The organism is Anaerocolumna sp. AGMB13025 (assembly GCF_029689925.1).
In the GTDB taxonomy this organism is placed as follows: domain Bacteria; phylum Bacillota; class Clostridia; order Lachnospirales; family Lachnospiraceae; genus Anaerocolumna.
On the sequence record NZ_CP121445.1, the window covers coordinates 2,312,273 to 2,329,668 of the forward strand.

A 17,396-nucleotide genomic window follows, 5' to 3' on the forward strand; every position below is an offset into this window, starting at 1 on the left:
GCTTTTTGGTTGTAAGCAAAAACGATATATCGGATTTTATTTTTCAGATCTTCTTTTCTCATGTTTTCCTTCATGAACTCCAAGAATCTGACCATTCATAATTCCTACATCCGCGTTTTCTTTTGGCTTCATTTTACGCAATTCTGCATTGCTTTTTTCCCTGTCTTTTTCTCGGTTTTTATTGTTATCCATAGATTTTCCTTTCAGCTCATCGAAAAATATCGTCTGTTACCTGTCTATTCCATAGAATAAAGCTGTAGATAGTATTTACAGATTGATAGAATTTATGAATCAGTTAATAGAAGTATCTACAGATTAATAGAAATAAGGAATAAGTTAATAGAAGTATCTGCAGATTAATAGAATTTAGGAATCAGTTAATAGGAATATCTGCTGATTAATAGAATTTATGAATCGGCTAATAGGTATATCTTAAGATTAATAACAGAAGATATGATGCAAAATACATAAGATCTGATTGCAAAAAAATATTGTTTTTGGAGGAATACCAGGTTGTGTGACTTTTGACTTCCGGATGATTCATAAGCTGCAAAAAAGTTAACTTATTATAAAAATTTTAATTTGAATCTACCTTTACAATCGTTTATAATTTGTATTTAGTGTTGCTCAACTGTATTGGTATTCAAGAGCAAAGGGGCTTTATGCCAAGAAAAATTAGAATCGAAAGGATGCCGCAATACAATACGTTCAACCTGGTTTATTGTGGCTGTATCGCAAGTCAGCTTGCGATATGCAATGGGCGCAAATATGAAGCAATTACAGACAAGCAGTAATAGTATTACAGAAGGAGTTATATGGAGGCAGCTGCTTATCTTTTTCTTTCCTTTACTGTTTGGAACCTTTTTTCAGCAGTTGTATACTACAATTGATGCAATTGTAGTAGGGAAATATGTCAGTAAGGAAGCATTATCCGCAGTAGGCGGAACCACTGGAGTAATCATTAATTTGTTTGTTGGCTGTTTTGTAGGTATATCAACCGGAGCCACTGTAACAATTTCTCAGTATTATGGAGCAAAAAAGGAGGAAAATGTAAGCAAGGCAGTACATTCCGCAATTATGCTGGCGTTGGTAGGAGGGACTGTGATTATGAGTATCGGTCTGATCGGTGCGCCAGCGGCTCTAAGATTAATGGGTACGCCAGAATCAATCATGCCATATTCTCTTGTATTTATCCGTATCTATTTTGGAGGAATGACAGCAAATCTGACCTATAATATGGGGGCTGGAATTTTACGTGCAATCGGGGATTCCAGAAGACCTTTATATTTTTTGATTGCCAGCTGTTTTTTAAATATAATATTGGATATTTTATTTGTAATCATTTTTAAGTGGGGAGTTGCAGGAGCAGCCATTGCTACGGTAATATCCCAGTTTTTCAGTGCAGCACTGGTATGTCTGGCACTTATGAAATCCAACGACTGTTACCGGTTATATGTAAGAAAAATCAGATTTCATAGGGAAATGCTAAACCGCATTATACATATTGGTATACCGGCAGGATTTCAGTCTCTTATGTATTCCGTATCTAATGTACTAATCCAGTCCAGTATAAATCAGTTTGGAACAGATACCATCGCAGCCTGGGCAGCCTATGGTAAGATAGATGGTATCTTTTGGATGATTATGGGTTCCTTTGGTATATCTGTTACGACCTTTGTAGGTCAGAACTATGGAGCCGGTAAAAATGACAGAGTAAAAAAAGGCATCCTGGTATGTTTGGTAATGGCGGTGTCTGCCGCAATCTGTTTAAGTATATTGCTTTCTTTTGGCGGAACCTACGTATATCGTTGGTTTACCAAAGATGATCAGGTTATAAAAAAAGGAATGGAAATCCTTCACTTTCTGGTACCGACCTACTGTACTTATGTTTCCATTGAAATATTTTCCGGTTCCTTAAGAGGAATGGGCAGCGCGATAATACCTATGATCCTTTCCTGTTTAGGTGTATGTGTGCTGCGTATCCTTTGGATTTTTACAGCAGTCCCCATCCATACAAATATCCGAACCGTAATATTTAGCTATCCTTTGACCTGGTCGGTAACCTCAATACTTTTTATTACATATTTCTTCATTTATAAGAAAAAGCATGCTTTGTAACAATTCAATATAGCTGGAGAGTAGCCTAAGCGCTTAAATCAGACACGGAATCCTAAGTTTAGAAATGATACCTCTTCCGATGTTCCTTCACAACTTCCCAAGCTGCTTTTATCAAGTACCCAGCCTCTATACCGCGAAGACACCTTATCTTACAATCTTAATTAGCGCAAAACACATTATAATAAGAAACTAATTGCTTTTTGCATACCCTGCTATTACAATGGAAGAAAGATAGTACAAGGAGAGAAACCAATGGATGAAAAAGAACTTCATAAAAAATCATATATCAAAGTTATTGATTATATAAAAGGTCAGATCCGTGAAGGAAATTTAATCACCGGAGGGAAACTTCCAGCGGAACGGGAATTGTCTACGATACTGGGGGTAAGCCGCAATTCCGTAAGGGAAGCCATAAGAACCCTGGATATCATAGGAGTAATCTCTAGCCAGCAGGGAGCCGGCAATTACTTAACCGGTAATTTCGAAAACAACCTGGTAGAATCCATGTCAATCATGTTTCTCCTAAATCAGATCGATTACCATCAGATATCCCAGTTAAGAAGGGGGTTGGAGATGCAGGCCCTGCTTCTGGCAATTGACAATATTACAGAACATGAAGTAGAAAGACTCGTTGAGATTAATAACATACTGGAAAGCGAAACAGAAGAAAATAACGTTATCCTGGACAAAAAACTTCACTATAATATAGCAAAGGCCTCCAAAAACACCTTGATTATAGATATCTTGCAGGCACTGTCCGAGTTAATCGATCAGTTTATTGTGGATTTAAGAAGGGAAATATTAAGCGAGGATAAAAGTAAAAGCAGACTGAAAGAGGCTCATACCGAAATGGTCAAGAGTCTTATTATGCGGGACAAGAATATGGCTTATGAAGCAATTAACAAACATTTTGGTATAATTGACGAAAAATTAAGCGAAAATTTTATAAAAACGATATAAAATGCCCGATAAAAGTAATATCATACAAATCATTTGTTAAAAAAATGTCGTTTGTTGACTTCGACAAAAAAGGAAAGTATAATAAAATTACAAAGTGGTCCTACCAATTTAAGCTTGATTGGTGGAACAGGGGTGTTACAAAACTCTCTGTCTAAGCTACTTGTTTGGAAATCGGTTCAATTACAACAGCAGTACCTGATACCCATTCTTTAGCAAGTAGATCGAACATTCTGTTTTGTGGTAACCCCTTATTTTTTTGCACTAAAAATTGGTACTACCAATTTATAAAATCACGTGATCCTTACAAAAGATAAGCAGAAATGAAATATGACATAAGGATAAAGAGATGCATTTTAACAACCATACAATATGTGTTGCGCAGCGCATAAGTAGTTTGGAGAAGAAAATACTAAAAAATTAAGTGATGCCCGCTAGAACGGGCGGTTAGGAGCCATACATGAATATGACTTTAGCTTTTATTTTAGCCTTACTACCGATAATCTGGCTGATTGTAGCCTTAACAGCATTAAAAGTACCAGGTTTTAAAGCCTGTACCATAGCACTGGGTATTGCATATGTACTGGCGGTATTTGTGTGGAAGATGCCCTTTTTTGAAAGCATAACTGCAGTAGGAGAAGGTATTGCCCTGGCGCTGTGGCCTATCATTATCGTAATCATAGCAGCAATTTTTACTTATAATGTCTGTGTAGCTACAGGCAAAATGGAAGTTATAAAAAAAATATTATCAAGTGTTACAAAGGATAAAAGAGTACTGGTACTAATTATTGCATGGGGCTTTGGTGGTTTTATGGAAGGAATGGCAGGTTTTGGGACAGCGGTTGCCATACCGGCCAGCATGTTATGGGGATTAGGCTTTAACCCGGTTTTCGCGGCTATCGTATGTCTCATAGCCAATGCAACTCCTACCGCATTTGGTTCAATCGGTATTCCAACTACCACACTGGCTAAGATAACAGGCCTTGATGTATTTGGTTTATCCACCAATACAGTAACTTTACTTGCGCCGCTTATTATTCTGACACCATTTATTTTGGTCTACTTAACCGGTAAATCAGAGAAAGGCAAATCGAAAGGTTCCTTAAAAGGTATCCTTCTTATTACCCTGATTTCAGGAGTTTCCTTCTTAGTACCGGAATATCTGGTGGCAAAATTCCTTGGAGCAGAACTTCCTGTTGTTATTGGTTCCGTTTGTTCCATGTTATGTACGGCAGCAGCCGCTAAGTTATTCGGTAAGAAAGATATTGATAAAGAATATTGCCTGGAGGAAAAAAACCACGGTAAGGTAACAGGAAAAGAAGCTTTGATTGCCTGGAGCCCCTTCATATTGATCTTCATATTCTTACTTGGTACCTCCAAATTAATAGCACCTTTAAATGCAGTATTAGCTACAGTAAAAACCTCCGTTAATATCTATACCGGAGAAGGCGCGGCGCCTTATGTTTTCTCCTGGCTTACTACACCGGGTCTGTGGATTATTCTTGCGGCATTTATAGGCGGTAAAATCCAAGGAGCACGCTTTGGAGAAATGGTTACGATATTTAGAAAGACCGTAATTCAGATGTTTAAGACCATAGTAACCATTATTTCAATCATGGCTACGGCAAAATTAATGGGTTACAGCGGAATGATTGGTTCCATATCCCTTATGTTTGTAACGGTTACCGGATCCTTCTATCCATTTTTTGCACCATTACTTGGATCTATCGGCACCTTCGTAACCGGCAGTGGTACCTCCTCAAGTGTATTATTCGGAGGCTTACAGGCGGAGACCTCCACAGCACTTCAATTAAATCAGGCCTGGATATCAGCCTCTAATACAGCAGGAGCTATTACAGCAAAGATGATTTCACCCCAAAGTATAGCAGTAGCAGTGGCAGCCGTTCAGTTACAGGGGAAAGAAAGTGTCCTTTTAAAAGGTACCTTTAAATATTATGTCTTATTCCTGGCGATTGTCGGTATCTTCACTTATATTGGTGCACAGATTTTAGGTTAGTTGATAGGAAGTAAGCCTTAAAATAAAGAATTAATTTCAATAGAAATGACGCATAAGAAGTCATTAACAGAATCACAAAAAGGGAAAGGTGAATAAGAATGAATATTTTAGTATGTATTAAACAGGTACCTGACAGCAATAAGGTGGAAGTGGATCCGGTAACCGGGGTATTAAAAAGAAACGGTGTGGAATCCAAAATGAATCCTTATGACCTATATGCAATTGAAACGGCCTTAAGAATCAGAGAAGAATTAGGTGGAACAATTTATGCACTGACCATGGGCCCTGGACAGGCAGCAGTTGTAATCAAAGAAGCCTTTGCCATGGGTGTGGATAAAGGAATTTTGATTTCTGACCGAAAGTTTGGCGGTGCGGATGTACTAGCAACCAGCTATACCATATCCCAGGGGATAAAATCCATCGGTGATATTGATTTGATACTCTGCGGAAAGCAGACGACCGATGGTGATACCGCCCAGGTAGGACCAGAAGTATCGGAATGGCTTAATATCCCAAGTGTATCCAACGTTTCAAAAATAGTTGAAATCAATGAGGATTCTGTTGTGGTAGAAATGGATATGACAGACGATATTGAAGTTACAAAGCTTCAATTCCCCTGCCTTCTTACCGTAGATAAAGATATCTTTATGCCAAGACTGCCATCTTATGTTAAGAAACAAGCAACAAAAGACCGCGAAATCACCGTGATCAGTCTGGCAGAATTAGAGGATAAGGATGAGCAGCATTACGGACTGAATGGATCCCCGACACAAGTTCAAAGAATATTTCCACCAGAAGTAAATGCTCATAGAGAAATGTTTAAGGGCTCTGAGGAAGAGCTTACCGGTCAGCTGTTTACAAAATTACAGGAATTAAAATTCGTATAGGGGGAATTTAACCATGGCAAAATTAGTTATTAATCAGAGTAAAGTCGGTAACATACAGGAAGTAATAAATATCTGTCCCTTTGGAGCAATGGAAGAAAAAAACGGGGAACTGTTAATTAATGCAGCCTGTAAGATGTGTAAGTTATGTGTAAAGAAAGGACCTGCCGGTGCCATTGAATATGTGGAAGAGGAAAAGGCAGTTATTGATAAAGAGAATTGGAAAGGAATTGCAGTTTATGTAGACCACATTGACGGAGTAATCCATCCGGTCACTTATGAGTTAATCGGTAAAGCAAAAGAACTGGCTGGTAAGATCAATCACCCGGTATATGCCGTTATGATGGGCAGTAATATAACGAAAGAAGCTCAGGAACTGCTTCATTATAAGGTAGATAAAGTATTCGTATATGACCAGGAGAAGTTAGCTCGTTTTATAATGGAACCATATACCGCTGTGTTTGAAGATTTTGTAAACCGTATGAAACCCACTGCAATCTTAATGGGAGCCACACCGGTAGGACGCCAGCTTGCACCAAGACTGGCAGCCAGATTAAAAACCGGTTTGACCGCAGACTGCACCATCCTTGATATTACAGAAGAAACAGATTTAGTTCAGATCCGTCCGGCTTTTGGCGGTAACATTATGGCTCAGATTTTAACGCCGAATCATAGACCACAGATGGCAACTGTTCGTTACAAGGTAATGGATGCGCCGAAAAGAAATGAAGCCGAAGCTGGTGAAATCGTAGAATGCAGCATTGATACAGACAAATTAACCAGTAAGGTAGAGGTTCTTGATATTATAGCAAAAGAAAAAGAACAGTTTATTGAAGCTTCCGAAGTTTTGGTCGTAGCCGGCAGAGGTATAAAAAAAGAGGAAGACTTACAGATGATACAGGAATTAGCAGATCTATTAGGCGGACAGGTCGCCTGCACAAGACCGGTTATGGAAGCTGGCTGGCTGGAAGCAAAACGTCAGGTAGGGCTTAGCGGAAGAACCGTAAGACCGAAACTGATCATTACCTGCGGAGTTTCCGGATCAGTACAGTTCGCTGCCGGTATGAATAATTCAGAACACATTATTGCCATTAATAAGGATGAAAACGCGCCGATATTTAAAACTGCCCACTACGGTCTGGTCGGAGATTTATATGAAATCATTCCGAACTTAATTAATCAGATCAAATTATCAAAAGGGGCTTAAAAATTACGTGAATTGTGAAAGAAAATTTTAAAAAGAAAGGTGCCACATTACGATTCTTTCACATTATTATTTTGTGGCAGTATCCAAGGTAAGACCAGGGTACCAAATAGGTGAAAAAATGAATTATAAAAAATTAGACCAGGCTGATTTAACTTTTATAAACGAGCTTATAAATGATAAAGAAAGAGTACTATACGGAGAAGATATCAACGAAGAATATAGCCACGATGAATTAAGTGATACGGTAAGTTTTCCGGATGTAGTGGTAAAAATAACCTCAACGGAGGAAGCATCTGCAATTATGCACTATGCTTATGAAAATAATATACCGGTTACACCAAGAGGCTCAGGAACCGGACTTGTAGGCTCCTCGGTAGCAATGGAACATGGTATTATGATTGATACCAGCTTAATGAATCATTTTTTAGAGCTGGACGAAGATAATTTAACCATTACGGTGGAACCAGGTGTGCTTTTAATGGAATTAGCAGCTTATGTACAGGAAAGAGACTTATTTTATCCACCGGATCCAGGAGAAAAATCAGCTACAATCGGCGGAAATATCAGTACCAATGCCGGCGGCATGAGAGCAGTAAAATACGGTGTTACCAGAGATTACGTAAGGGGTCTTGAAGTGGTTCTGCCGGACGGCAAGGTAGTGGAATTCGGTGGTAAGGTAGTTAAAAACAGTACGGGCTATGCTATGAAGGATTTAATGGTTGGTTCTGAAGGAACTCTCGGACTTATTACAAAAGCCATATTAAAGCTTCTTCCTTTACCGAAAAAAGCCATCAGCCTTTTGATTCCCTTTCCATCACTAGAAACAGCCATCGGCACGGTACCTTTAATCATAAAATCCAAATCCATACCGACTGCTATTGAATTTATGCAGCGTGAAGTAATTATGGATGCAGAGAAATATTTAGGTAAAAAATTCCCGGATAACAGTGCAGATGCATATCTATTATTAAAATTTGACGGCAACTCAACGGAAGAAATAGAAAATGCTTATGATAATGTAGCAAAGATCTGTTTGGAACAAGGAGCCCTGGACATCCTTATTTCTGACACCAACGAAAGAGAAGAATCCATCTGGAAAGCCAGAGGAGCCTTCCTGGAAGCCATCAAAGGATCCACCACTTATATGGATGAAGTAGACGTTGTAGTGCCCAGAAGTTCTGTAAATGAAATGGTGGAATATATTCACGGTCTGTACAAGGAAGTAAATATCCGCATTAAGAGTTTCGGACATGCCGGTGATGGTAATCTTCATGCCTATATATTAAAAGATGATTTAAGTGAGGAAGAATGGGAACACAAAATGAAAGCAGCCATGGATAAGATTTATGGAAAAGCCAGAGAATTGCGCGGACAGGTTTCTGGTGAACATGGTATCGGTTATGCCAAGAAGTCTTATTTAATGGAAGCGATGGATCCTGCTACCGTTGAAATTATGAAGGGGATAAAACTGGCTTTTGATCCAAAGAATATTTTGAATCCTCATAAGGTTTGTCAGATGTAACCTGGTTGCTAATTAGTAGAATTTTGATGTAATAACCATGGTTTATCTATGAGAAATGGACTGTTGTTAATTGCGGAATTATAGAACCTGGGTCATATGCTGTCCAGGGCAATTAATTCTTGAATTTAACAACAGTCCTTTTATGATTGAATGATACTGCTTTGTCAAGCGTGGAATAAGCCTATTGCTTATGATGAATCGGTTCGGTTCGATAAATCCAATTTTCAGGAAGTTTATTCAGATCCCCAGGTTTTTTATATCGTTTTCCTATTTCATTAAAACATCCAATAATATTATCATCCAACAATCCTTTCTGGTTCGGGGCACCGTTAAGCAGGAAAGTAACATTATGTTGATTCATTTCGTTAATTTTTTCAATTACCCACTCCGGACTTTTTATACTCATTGTAGTATCTGTCGTACGCCAGAACCAGGTGTCTGTTAGTATATTACAGCTGGCACCGGGACCGTTAAAGGTGTCTTCTACCTCCTGACCGGCGGCATTCTCATAAAATACGATATCGGTATGATTTAGATTGGATTCGCAGCTGATATTAAGCAGCATACAATCCGGCTGCAATTGCTTTACAAATTCATCAATTTCCTCAAAGGGCAGGTTCGTATAGGAAGGACCACCCCAGTGGGCATTCCAGCCGTCTATAATAAGGAAAGGTATTTCGCCGTAACCGGTTAATAATTCCCTTAATTGATCTTTGATGAATTGTTTGTCTGCGGGAGTACATTTTTCACGTCCAATCTGATGATGGAGGTCTAACATGGAAAAGTATAATCCGGCAATGATACCTTCTTTTCGAAAAGCATCAAGGTATTCTTTAACAACATCGGTAGTTATGGAGCCGTTTTTAACAGAGTGTTGCGTATATTTACTTGGCCATAAATCAAAGCCTTCATGGTGCTTGGCAGTCAGGGCAGAAAAGGTCATACCGGCAGCCTTGGCGGCTTTTGCCCAGGAAGCAGGGTTAAGTTCAGTGGGGTTCCATTCCTTTGGAGAAAAAGGAAATTGTCTGGGTTCTTTATTATTCTCATGTCCGTATTCCCAATCTTTTAGTTCGGTATCAGCGAATTGGAAGGTTGCACTGTTAAAGTGAATAAACATACCAAATCGTAAATTAACAAACCATTTTTGCTTTTCAATTAAATTATAATCAGTCATATATATACCAGTCCTTGTATTTGATATTTCCTGTCTAATGCTACTTTCAACGATTGATAAACTGCGGTTAAGTTGCCAAAACAGGTTAATGGGAATATGATAAAAGCATTCCATGGAACATACGATAGCATGTTTTAATTATAGAAAGAACTGCCAAAATAGACAAAAAGGTTGCTTAAATTGTCCTTTAAAAATATAATGATAAGAGAAATCAAATAGTATGATAAGAGAAATCAAATATAATACTAAGAAAGTTTTAAATGCTATGCTAAGATAAATCATTCATAAAGAGAAATAAGAATTTTTGATTATACTTAGGTAAAACAGGGAGTGTCACTGTATATGGGTAAGAATAATATAAATAATAAAAAAACAGAAGCGGAACATATAACAAAGCACTTGGAACATAAGTATAAAGAACATGAGGACATTGAATCAGCCAGCATTGCCAGCGGAGCTTTAATCCAGGTTAACAGCTTTAAGGTATCGGATAACTTGATAAAAATGGATCATATTAATATTGTGGATATGGATTATACACCCTGTGATGAAGGCTGGATGGTGAATGATACCCCTTTATATTACCGCATGTATTTTGTGGAAGGCGGGGATGTGACTTATACCGACAGTACTACAAGTTTTCAGTTAAAACCGAATTACTTTTATATCTTTCCCATTAACAAAGCCTACAAGATTGTCCATAAGACAGCAAATCCTTTGGTACACCTGTGGTTTCATGTCAATCTTACCGGATATTTTATCACAGAGCCTTTAGCACTTGACTTAAGTGAAAATATAGAATGTTTCCATCTGTTAATGTCCATTAAAGAAATAATTAAGAAGAAAAGCAAAAGCATTAATTTAGACAGCCTGGTGGAATTTTTAATCCGCTATATCAACGATTTATTAATGCCTTATAAAATCTATGACGAGAGAATCATACTGGCGGTGGGATATATCAGGCAGAATTATGACCGTAATATATCTGACGAAGAACTAGCAGCGCTGGTTTATTTAAATAAATCCTACTTTATCAAATTATTCAAGAAAATCCTTGGGGTAACCCCCCAGAAGTTCATTGCAATGTATAAACTTAACTTAGCGGATCACTTACTTAGAAATGGTGCTTCTGTGAAAGAAACAGCCTTTCGTACCGGGTTCCAGGATGTGAAAGCGTTCAGTAAATTTTACAAAAAGAATAAAGAGATACAACCATCCAGAGTAAAAAAGGTGTTTTATCTATTACCCTAGGACTTTATGCGAAAGACGGAATAAAAGGAATACTAGTTGCAGAAATAAAAAATAAAGTATACCTTGAAATAAAGAATATAGGGCTTATTAAGTTTATTCTTTTATATAATCCTTCATATAATGGTGACCCCAATCGCACATGCTGCTCAAGACTGGAACAATGCTTTCTCCGAACTCTGATAGTGAATATTCCACTTTTGGGGGGATAACAGGATAAACAACCCGGTTAATCAGTCCGTCATGTTCCAATTCACGTAGCTGCTGTGTCAGCATTTTTGGTGTAGCCTGTGGAATTTCTTTACTGATTTCATTAAAGCGTAAAGTTCTGTTTATCAGTCGCCATAATATAATGGACTTATATTTACCTCCGATTAAATCCAGAGTGGCTTCGATTGCACAATTGTATTTAGTAAATCTGTCTTTGCTTCGGGTTAAAACTTTGTTAGCGGGGACAGGATCTGTTTCAGTGATTGGTTTGGTAGTTAGCGTATCGGCAATTATAGTATTAGTGGTTGATTTCATATTAACTCCTATCTGGGCACGGCTGCCTACATGAAGATTTAATAAATTGGATTAATAAAAATTTTATGGTATTTCCGAAAAACATTAATAAATGAATCACACTATCTTTTTACATAGTATATTACAATAAAGTGCATACTTGCAAATGTTTCGTTTAATGTTAAAATCATAACATAGAAATGGTGTAGGATACAAGTTTTTTATTATAGCTTGTTATAGCTACTGTTATAAGAAAGGAAGTTTATATGGATTTTATTGATATTGCAAAGTCAAGATATTCCTGCAGAAAGTATCAGGATAAAAAGGTTGAGAAAATAAAACTAGATAAGATACTGAATGCCGCCCATGTTGCACCTACCGCGGCCAACTGCCAGCCACAGAAACTTATTGTTATTCAGGAAAAAGAAGGTCTTGAAAAGATTAACAAGGCCGCCAATACGTATCAAGCGCCGCTTGTAATTTTAGTATGCGGGGATAAGGATAAGGCTTGGACGAGACCTTTTGACGGAAAGAAATATCAGGACATCGATACTAGTATTGTGACGGATCATATGATGTTACAGGCCACAGAGCTTGGACTTGGAACTGTTTGGGTCTGCTATTTTAACCCGGAAGTGATTCGAAGTGAATTTAACTTACCGGATAATCTGGAACCAATTAGTATTTTAGTAATCGGTTATCCGGATGGAGAACCTCAGGTATCCGATAGACATGATAAAACACGACAGCCAATAGAAACGATAGTATCTTATGAAGCTTTATAGAAGCATAATGGGCAGGTCCTTTATGGTTAGGAATGATTATAATTAAGTATAACTGGTGCAAGGAAAGCGATAAATGAATGAAGTAATTGCGTAGATTCAATTGGTAAATTAGAAAGTTAAATAAACAGATCATATAACAGGTGTATGCAGTAGAAGAAAAATAGTATAGTTAATTGGAAATTAAATATGGAATCAGCAACTAAAATTAATTCATTAAAAATCGTAAAATTTGAGGGCTTTTATAAAGTATAAGAATTCTATTTCTTAAGTGGAAGGGACAAATCCTTACTGTACTTTATATCTGCTCTTTTTTTGCTTCACTTAATTTATCTGTTTTTTATATTCTTAATAGCAGTATAATGGTTTTTGATACAATTTTAAAGTATTGTTTAAAGTGCACTTATAAATAGGGAAATAATGATAAATAATTGTTGATTTAACATTAAACTAGTGATACAATATATCATAACAGGATAAAATAGTTAATTGTGCAGAATTATATAGGGATTGACTATTAATATTGCACAAATTGATAATTACAAATATGCTGTTAACTTTAATAGAACTTTAATAACAACATTCATGCATATTGAAAAAGCAAAAAAGCAAAAAAGCAAACAAGCAAACAACAAACTCGGAAAGGTTTAACGTTAAACCATACTACCGAATATGAAATAACTGAAATTCTGATTAATTTACAGAACTCATATTAAGCAGATATGTCTATTTGGTTTTGAAATTACATTTATGGGGGTTAGTAAAAAAATCTTAATTTAATAAAGTTGGAGAGGGGGATTAAGAAAAGTACATAGAAAAGCAAATAATGTACCAGATAACTATCAAATTAAGAAAAATAAGTGGAGGGGTAATTCATGAAAAACAGAATTAAGAGGTTTACACATGTATTTTTAGTATTAGCCATGATTTTAACTCAGATTTTCACATCCATGCCCACTGCATATGCTGCGGATACTGCTAATCTTGCCCGCGCAAAATCAATCACAGCCAATAATTATACACAGGTTTACGTCCCAGACAATGCTGTTGATGGTAACGTAAATACATATTGGGAAGGCGGCGCTAATGCTTATCCGAATATCTTGACGGCGGATCTTGGCAGCGTCCAGGCTGTCTATAAGATAGTACTTAGGTTAAATCCAACCTGGGAGGCCAGAACTCAGACATTATCCGTACTTACCAGTACGGACAACGGTACTTACAGTACGGTGAAAGCATCGGATACCTATAACTTTAATCCATCAACTGGCAATACGGTAACCATAACATTTACAGAAACCAATGCCAGATATGTAAGGCTGAATTTTACCGCAAACAGCGGTGCAACCGGTGGACAAGCTGCTGAATATGAAGTATATGGTACAGCAGCAGAAACCGGTACTCCGGATTTGGTCGTTACGGATATATCCTGGAGTCCGGCAACTCCACAGACTGGTAATCAGGTTACGTTCAGTGCTACCATTAAGAATCAGGGGACCGGTGCGACTACAGCCGGGGTTATTAATGGCGTAAGTTTTCTGGTTGACGGAAACCAGGCAGCCTGGTCGGATAACAATACCAGTTCCATCGCAGCCGGAAGTTCCATTACCGTAACGGCCAACGGAGGACCATCCGGCGCTGCCTGGACAGCACTCCAGGGCAGTCATACGGTAACCGCCTGGGTGGATGATGTAAACCGCATAGCAGAGTCTGATGAAACAAACAACCAATATTCAAAAACAATAACCACCGGAGGCGGCACTGTAAATCAGCCTGACTTTATTGTTACCGATATTACCTATTCCCCGGAAACTCCTGTGCCAGGTAATGCCGTAACCTTTCGTGCAGTTGTTAAAAATCAGGGAACCCAGGCGGCGGCACCAGGTATTACAGCTTTTTTGGTTGACGGAACCCAGGTGGCAGCATCTACAAATATTACCGGGCAGATTGCAGCCGGTGCCCAGTTAACCGTAACCGCTGCCAGTACCTGGACTGCTGCTAGCGGAAGCCATAACGTAACCGCAACCGCAGATGTAAATAATACCGTAACAGAATCGGATGAAGGAAATAACAGTTACAGTAAAAATCTTACCATAGGTGGAACCAGCGGAGGATCTCCGGATCTTATTGTAACGGATATTACCTCAACTCCTGTCTCTCCTTTAACGGGTAATCAGGTAACTTTCAGTGCGGTAGTAAAGAATCAGGGTACTGGGTCAACCCCCGCCGGAACAATTATTGGTGTCAGCTTCTCTATTGACGGAACACAGGTAAGTTGGTCTGATACTACCACTGCGTCCCTTGCCCCAGGAGCATCCGTAACCGTAACTGCAAACGGAGGACCAAGAGGTACTGCTGTCTGGTCTGCAACTACCGGAAGTCATACCGTTATGGCTTGGGTGGATGATGTAAACCGAATATCGGAACTAAATGAAAGCAACAATCAGTACACAGAAAATCTGTCGGTAACCACTGGACCTATGCCGGATCTGGTTGTAACAAACTTAACCTATTCACCGGCCGAACCTACGACCGGAAACACAGTAACTTTTACGGCTACTGTTAAAAATCAGGGAACAGCAGCAGGAGCCCCGGGGATTATTTCCTTTGCAGTCGATGGGACAAAGGTTTCGGAGACAGCCAATAACACCGCAGCATTAGCAATTGGCGCAGTTGCAACAGTTACCGGCACATGGAATAACGCTTCGGTTGGAAACCATACCTTAACGGCAACAGTTGACAATGCAAACACTACGGCAGAAGGCAATGAAACCAACAACACCTATAGTACAAGCTTAACGGTAAATCCTACACCGGGAATTGATTTTTGTGTAACTAATATTAGTTACACACCCTCCTACATCACTACCGGAGACAGGGTTACCTTTAGTGCCACAGTCAAAAACCAGGGTACCATAGCAGGTACAGCAGGAACCATTTCCTTTAAAGTGGATGGAGTCCAGGCAGCCGTATCTGCTAACAGTACCAGCCAGATCGCGCCGGGAGCGTCCCTGGTTATAACAGCAGGCAGTTCCTGGACAGCCATAAGCGGTTCTCATACCATCAGTGCAACTGCCGATAGTAACAATACTACCGTAGAAACCGATGAAACCAATAATACCTACACTACGAATATAACAGTGGGCAGCGGCGGCAGAGGTGCTACTATGCCTTATACCAGATATGAATCGGAACAAGGATCCTACGGCGGCGGGGCAGCCCTCAGAGAAGCACCGGATTTTAATTATGCACTGATAGCTTCCGAAGCTTCCAATCAAAAGTACGTTGCCCTTCCCGTGAATGGCTCCTATGTTGAATGGAATGTGACACAGGGCGGTGCAGGAGTAACGATGCGCTTTACCATGCCGGATACTTCAGATGGCATGGGTCAGAGCGGTTCCCTGGATTGTTATGTCAATGGAACGAAAGTATCAACCATTGGGTTATCCTCTTATTGGTCCTGGCAGTATTTTACCGGCGATCAGCCCCAGGATGCGCCTAATGGCGGTCAGGCGGCCTTCCGTTTTGATGAGGTACACTTTAAGCTTCCTATAGCCTTAAAGGCAGGGGATACGTTAAGAATACAAAAAACCAACGGAGACAGTTTAGAATATGGTGTTGACTTCGTGGAAGTAGAACCGGTACCGACAGCCATCCCGCAGCCATCCAATTCCCTTTCTGTTACTGCCTACGGTGCCACCCCAGATGACAACAGCGATGATCTGGCAGCGTTTAATGCCTGTGTAAATGCAGCTGCTTCTTCCGGTAAAACGGTATATATTCCGGCAGGTAAATTTAATTTAGGCAATATGTGGACCATTAATGCAGACAATATTACCATAACAGGAGCAGGAATGTGGTATACGAATCTGCAATTTACTTCACCTAATAAAGCCAGCGGCGGTATCTCCTTTCGAATAACCGGTACGGTAGATTTTGGCAATGTATATATTAACTCCATGCTCCGTTCCAGGTATGGTCAGGAGGCAATCTATAAATGTTTTATGGATAATTTCGGAACCAATTCAAGAATTCATGATTTTTGGGAGGATCATTTTGAATGCGGTTTCTGGGTTGCCGATTATGCACATACTCCTGTTGTAACAGCCGATAACCTGTTAATCGAAAACGGACGTATCAGAAATAATCTGGCAGACGGTGTTAATTTCTGCCAGGGTACGAAAAACTCCACAGTACGTAATTGCAGTGTCAGAAATAATGGTGATGACGGTCTAGCCATGTGGCCGGATTCCACTATGGGAGCCCCAATGGAAGTTAACAATTCCTTTTTGTATAATACAATAGAAAATAACTGGCGTGCCGCAGCCATAGCTATCTTTGGCGGTTCCGGCCACAAGGCACAGTATAATTATGTCAAGGATTGCTTTATGGGTTCTGGTATCAGGCTAAATACGGTTTTTCCTGGTTATCATTTTGAAAATAATTCTGGTATTTTATTCTCAGATACAACGATAATTAATTCCGGAACCAGTAAAGACTGCTATAACGGTGAACGAGGTGCCATAGACCTGGAAGCTTCCGGACCAAGCATTAAGAATATCACCTTTGAAAATATCGATATTATCAATTCTCAAAGAGATGCCATTCAGTTTGGTTACGGTGGTGGCTTCAGCGGAATTACCTTTAGAAACATAAATATAAACGGAACCGGTAAGGATGCTATTACAACCTCCAGATTCTCCTCACCTCATCTGGGGGAGGCTATCTACACCTACACCGGCAATGGTTCGGCTACCTTTATCAATCTGACTACAAGTAATATCGAAGCTCCTGAGAAATATCTGATCATGAACGGATTTGATATTGTATTTCAATAACCGGTATGAAAATAAGCTTATTCGGTGGTGATAGGGTCATAGAATTGTTTGGGTCTTTGTACTAGATAATAAAGAAGAAATTCATCCTGTAATATCATAAGATAATTGAGTTAAAATAGAGCAGTGCTCCGTTATGTCGTGAAAC

General features: G+C 39.1%; 12 protein-coding genes. 9 read left to right on the top strand and 3 right to left on the bottom strand.

The features are described 5' to 3' along the window. Positions 1-36: 36 nt before the first annotated feature. Positions 37-192 (bottom strand): hypothetical protein, encoded by a 156-nt coding sequence (locus QA584_RS09380; RefSeq protein ID WP_278274257.1) that lies wholly within the window; start codon positions 190-192, stop codon positions 37-39. A gap of 576 nt (positions 193-768) precedes the next feature. Between QA584_RS09380 and QA584_RS09385 the strand changes: the two genes are divergently transcribed. From QA584_RS09385 to QA584_RS09410, 6 genes are all read left to right on the top strand, one after another. Then, positions 769-2,118 (top strand): MATE family efflux transporter, encoded by a 1,350-nt coding sequence (locus QA584_RS09385; RefSeq protein WP_278274258.1) that lies wholly within the window; start codon positions 769-771, stop codon positions 2,116-2,118. Between the two features lie 252 nt (positions 2,119-2,370). Continuing rightward, the gene (locus QA584_RS09390) at positions 2,371-3,078 is read left to right on the top strand and encodes a FadR/GntR family transcriptional regulator (protein ID WP_278274259.1); all 708 of its coding nucleotides are present in this window, start codon (positions 2,371-2,373) and stop codon (positions 3,076-3,078) included. A gap of 457 nt (positions 3,079-3,535) precedes the next feature. Next, positions 3,536-5,092, top strand: coding sequence for an L-lactate permease (locus QA584_RS09395; protein ID WP_278274260.1), 1,557 nt, complete (start codon positions 3,536-3,538; stop codon positions 5,090-5,092). A 98-nt stretch (positions 5,093-5,190) separates the two neighbouring features. Then, positions 5,191-5,979: an electron transfer flavoprotein subunit beta/FixA family protein gene (locus QA584_RS09400; protein ID WP_278274261.1), complete on the top strand. Its 789-nt coding sequence runs from the start codon at positions 5,191-5,193 to the stop codon at positions 5,977-5,979. 13 nt (positions 5,980-5,992) lie between these two features. Continuing rightward, on the top strand, positions 5,993-7,183 hold the full coding sequence (locus QA584_RS09405) for an electron transfer flavoprotein subunit alpha (protein WP_278274262.1): 1,191 nt from the start codon (positions 5,993-5,995) through the stop codon (positions 7,181-7,183). 118 nt (positions 7,184-7,301) lie between these two features. Further along, positions 7,302-8,705, top strand: a complete 1,404-nt coding sequence (locus QA584_RS09410; protein WP_278274263.1) for an FAD-binding oxidoreductase — start codon at positions 7,302-7,304, stop codon at positions 8,703-8,705. A 181-nt stretch (positions 8,706-8,886) separates the two neighbouring features. Here QA584_RS09410 and QA584_RS09415 read toward each other — a convergent pair whose 3' ends face one another. Further along, the gene (locus tag QA584_RS09415) at positions 8,887-9,879 is read right to left on the bottom strand and encodes an alpha-L-fucosidase (protein WP_278274264.1); all 993 of its coding nucleotides are present in this window, start codon (positions 9,877-9,879) and stop codon (positions 8,887-8,889) included. Positions 9,880-10,221: 342 nt separating this feature from the next. Between QA584_RS09415 and QA584_RS09420 the strand changes: the two genes are divergently transcribed. Beyond that, positions 10,222-11,130: a helix-turn-helix domain-containing protein gene (locus QA584_RS09420; RefSeq protein ID WP_278274265.1), complete on the top strand. Its 909-nt coding sequence runs from the start codon at positions 10,222-10,224 to the stop codon at positions 11,128-11,130. 93 nt (positions 11,131-11,223) lie between these two features. On the opposite strand, the gene QA584_RS09425 is transcribed toward QA584_RS09420, so the two are convergent. After that, positions 11,224-11,523 (bottom strand): winged helix-turn-helix transcriptional regulator, encoded by a 300-nt coding sequence (locus QA584_RS09425; protein WP_278275138.1) that lies wholly within the window; start codon positions 11,521-11,523, stop codon positions 11,224-11,226. 374 nt (positions 11,524-11,897) lie between these two features. Here QA584_RS09425 and QA584_RS09430 point away from each other — a divergent pair, with 374 nt between their 5' ends. Then, a complete protein-coding gene (locus QA584_RS09430; RefSeq protein WP_278274266.1) occupies positions 11,898-12,416 on the top strand; it encodes a nitroreductase family protein in 519 nt (172 codons plus the stop codon). Positions 12,417-13,288: 872 nt separating this feature from the next. After that, a complete protein-coding gene (locus QA584_RS09435; protein ID WP_278274267.1) occupies positions 13,289-17,251 on the top strand; it encodes a CARDB domain-containing protein in 3,963 nt (1,320 codons plus the stop codon). The last annotated feature ends 145 nt before the right edge of the window (positions 17,252-17,396 follow it).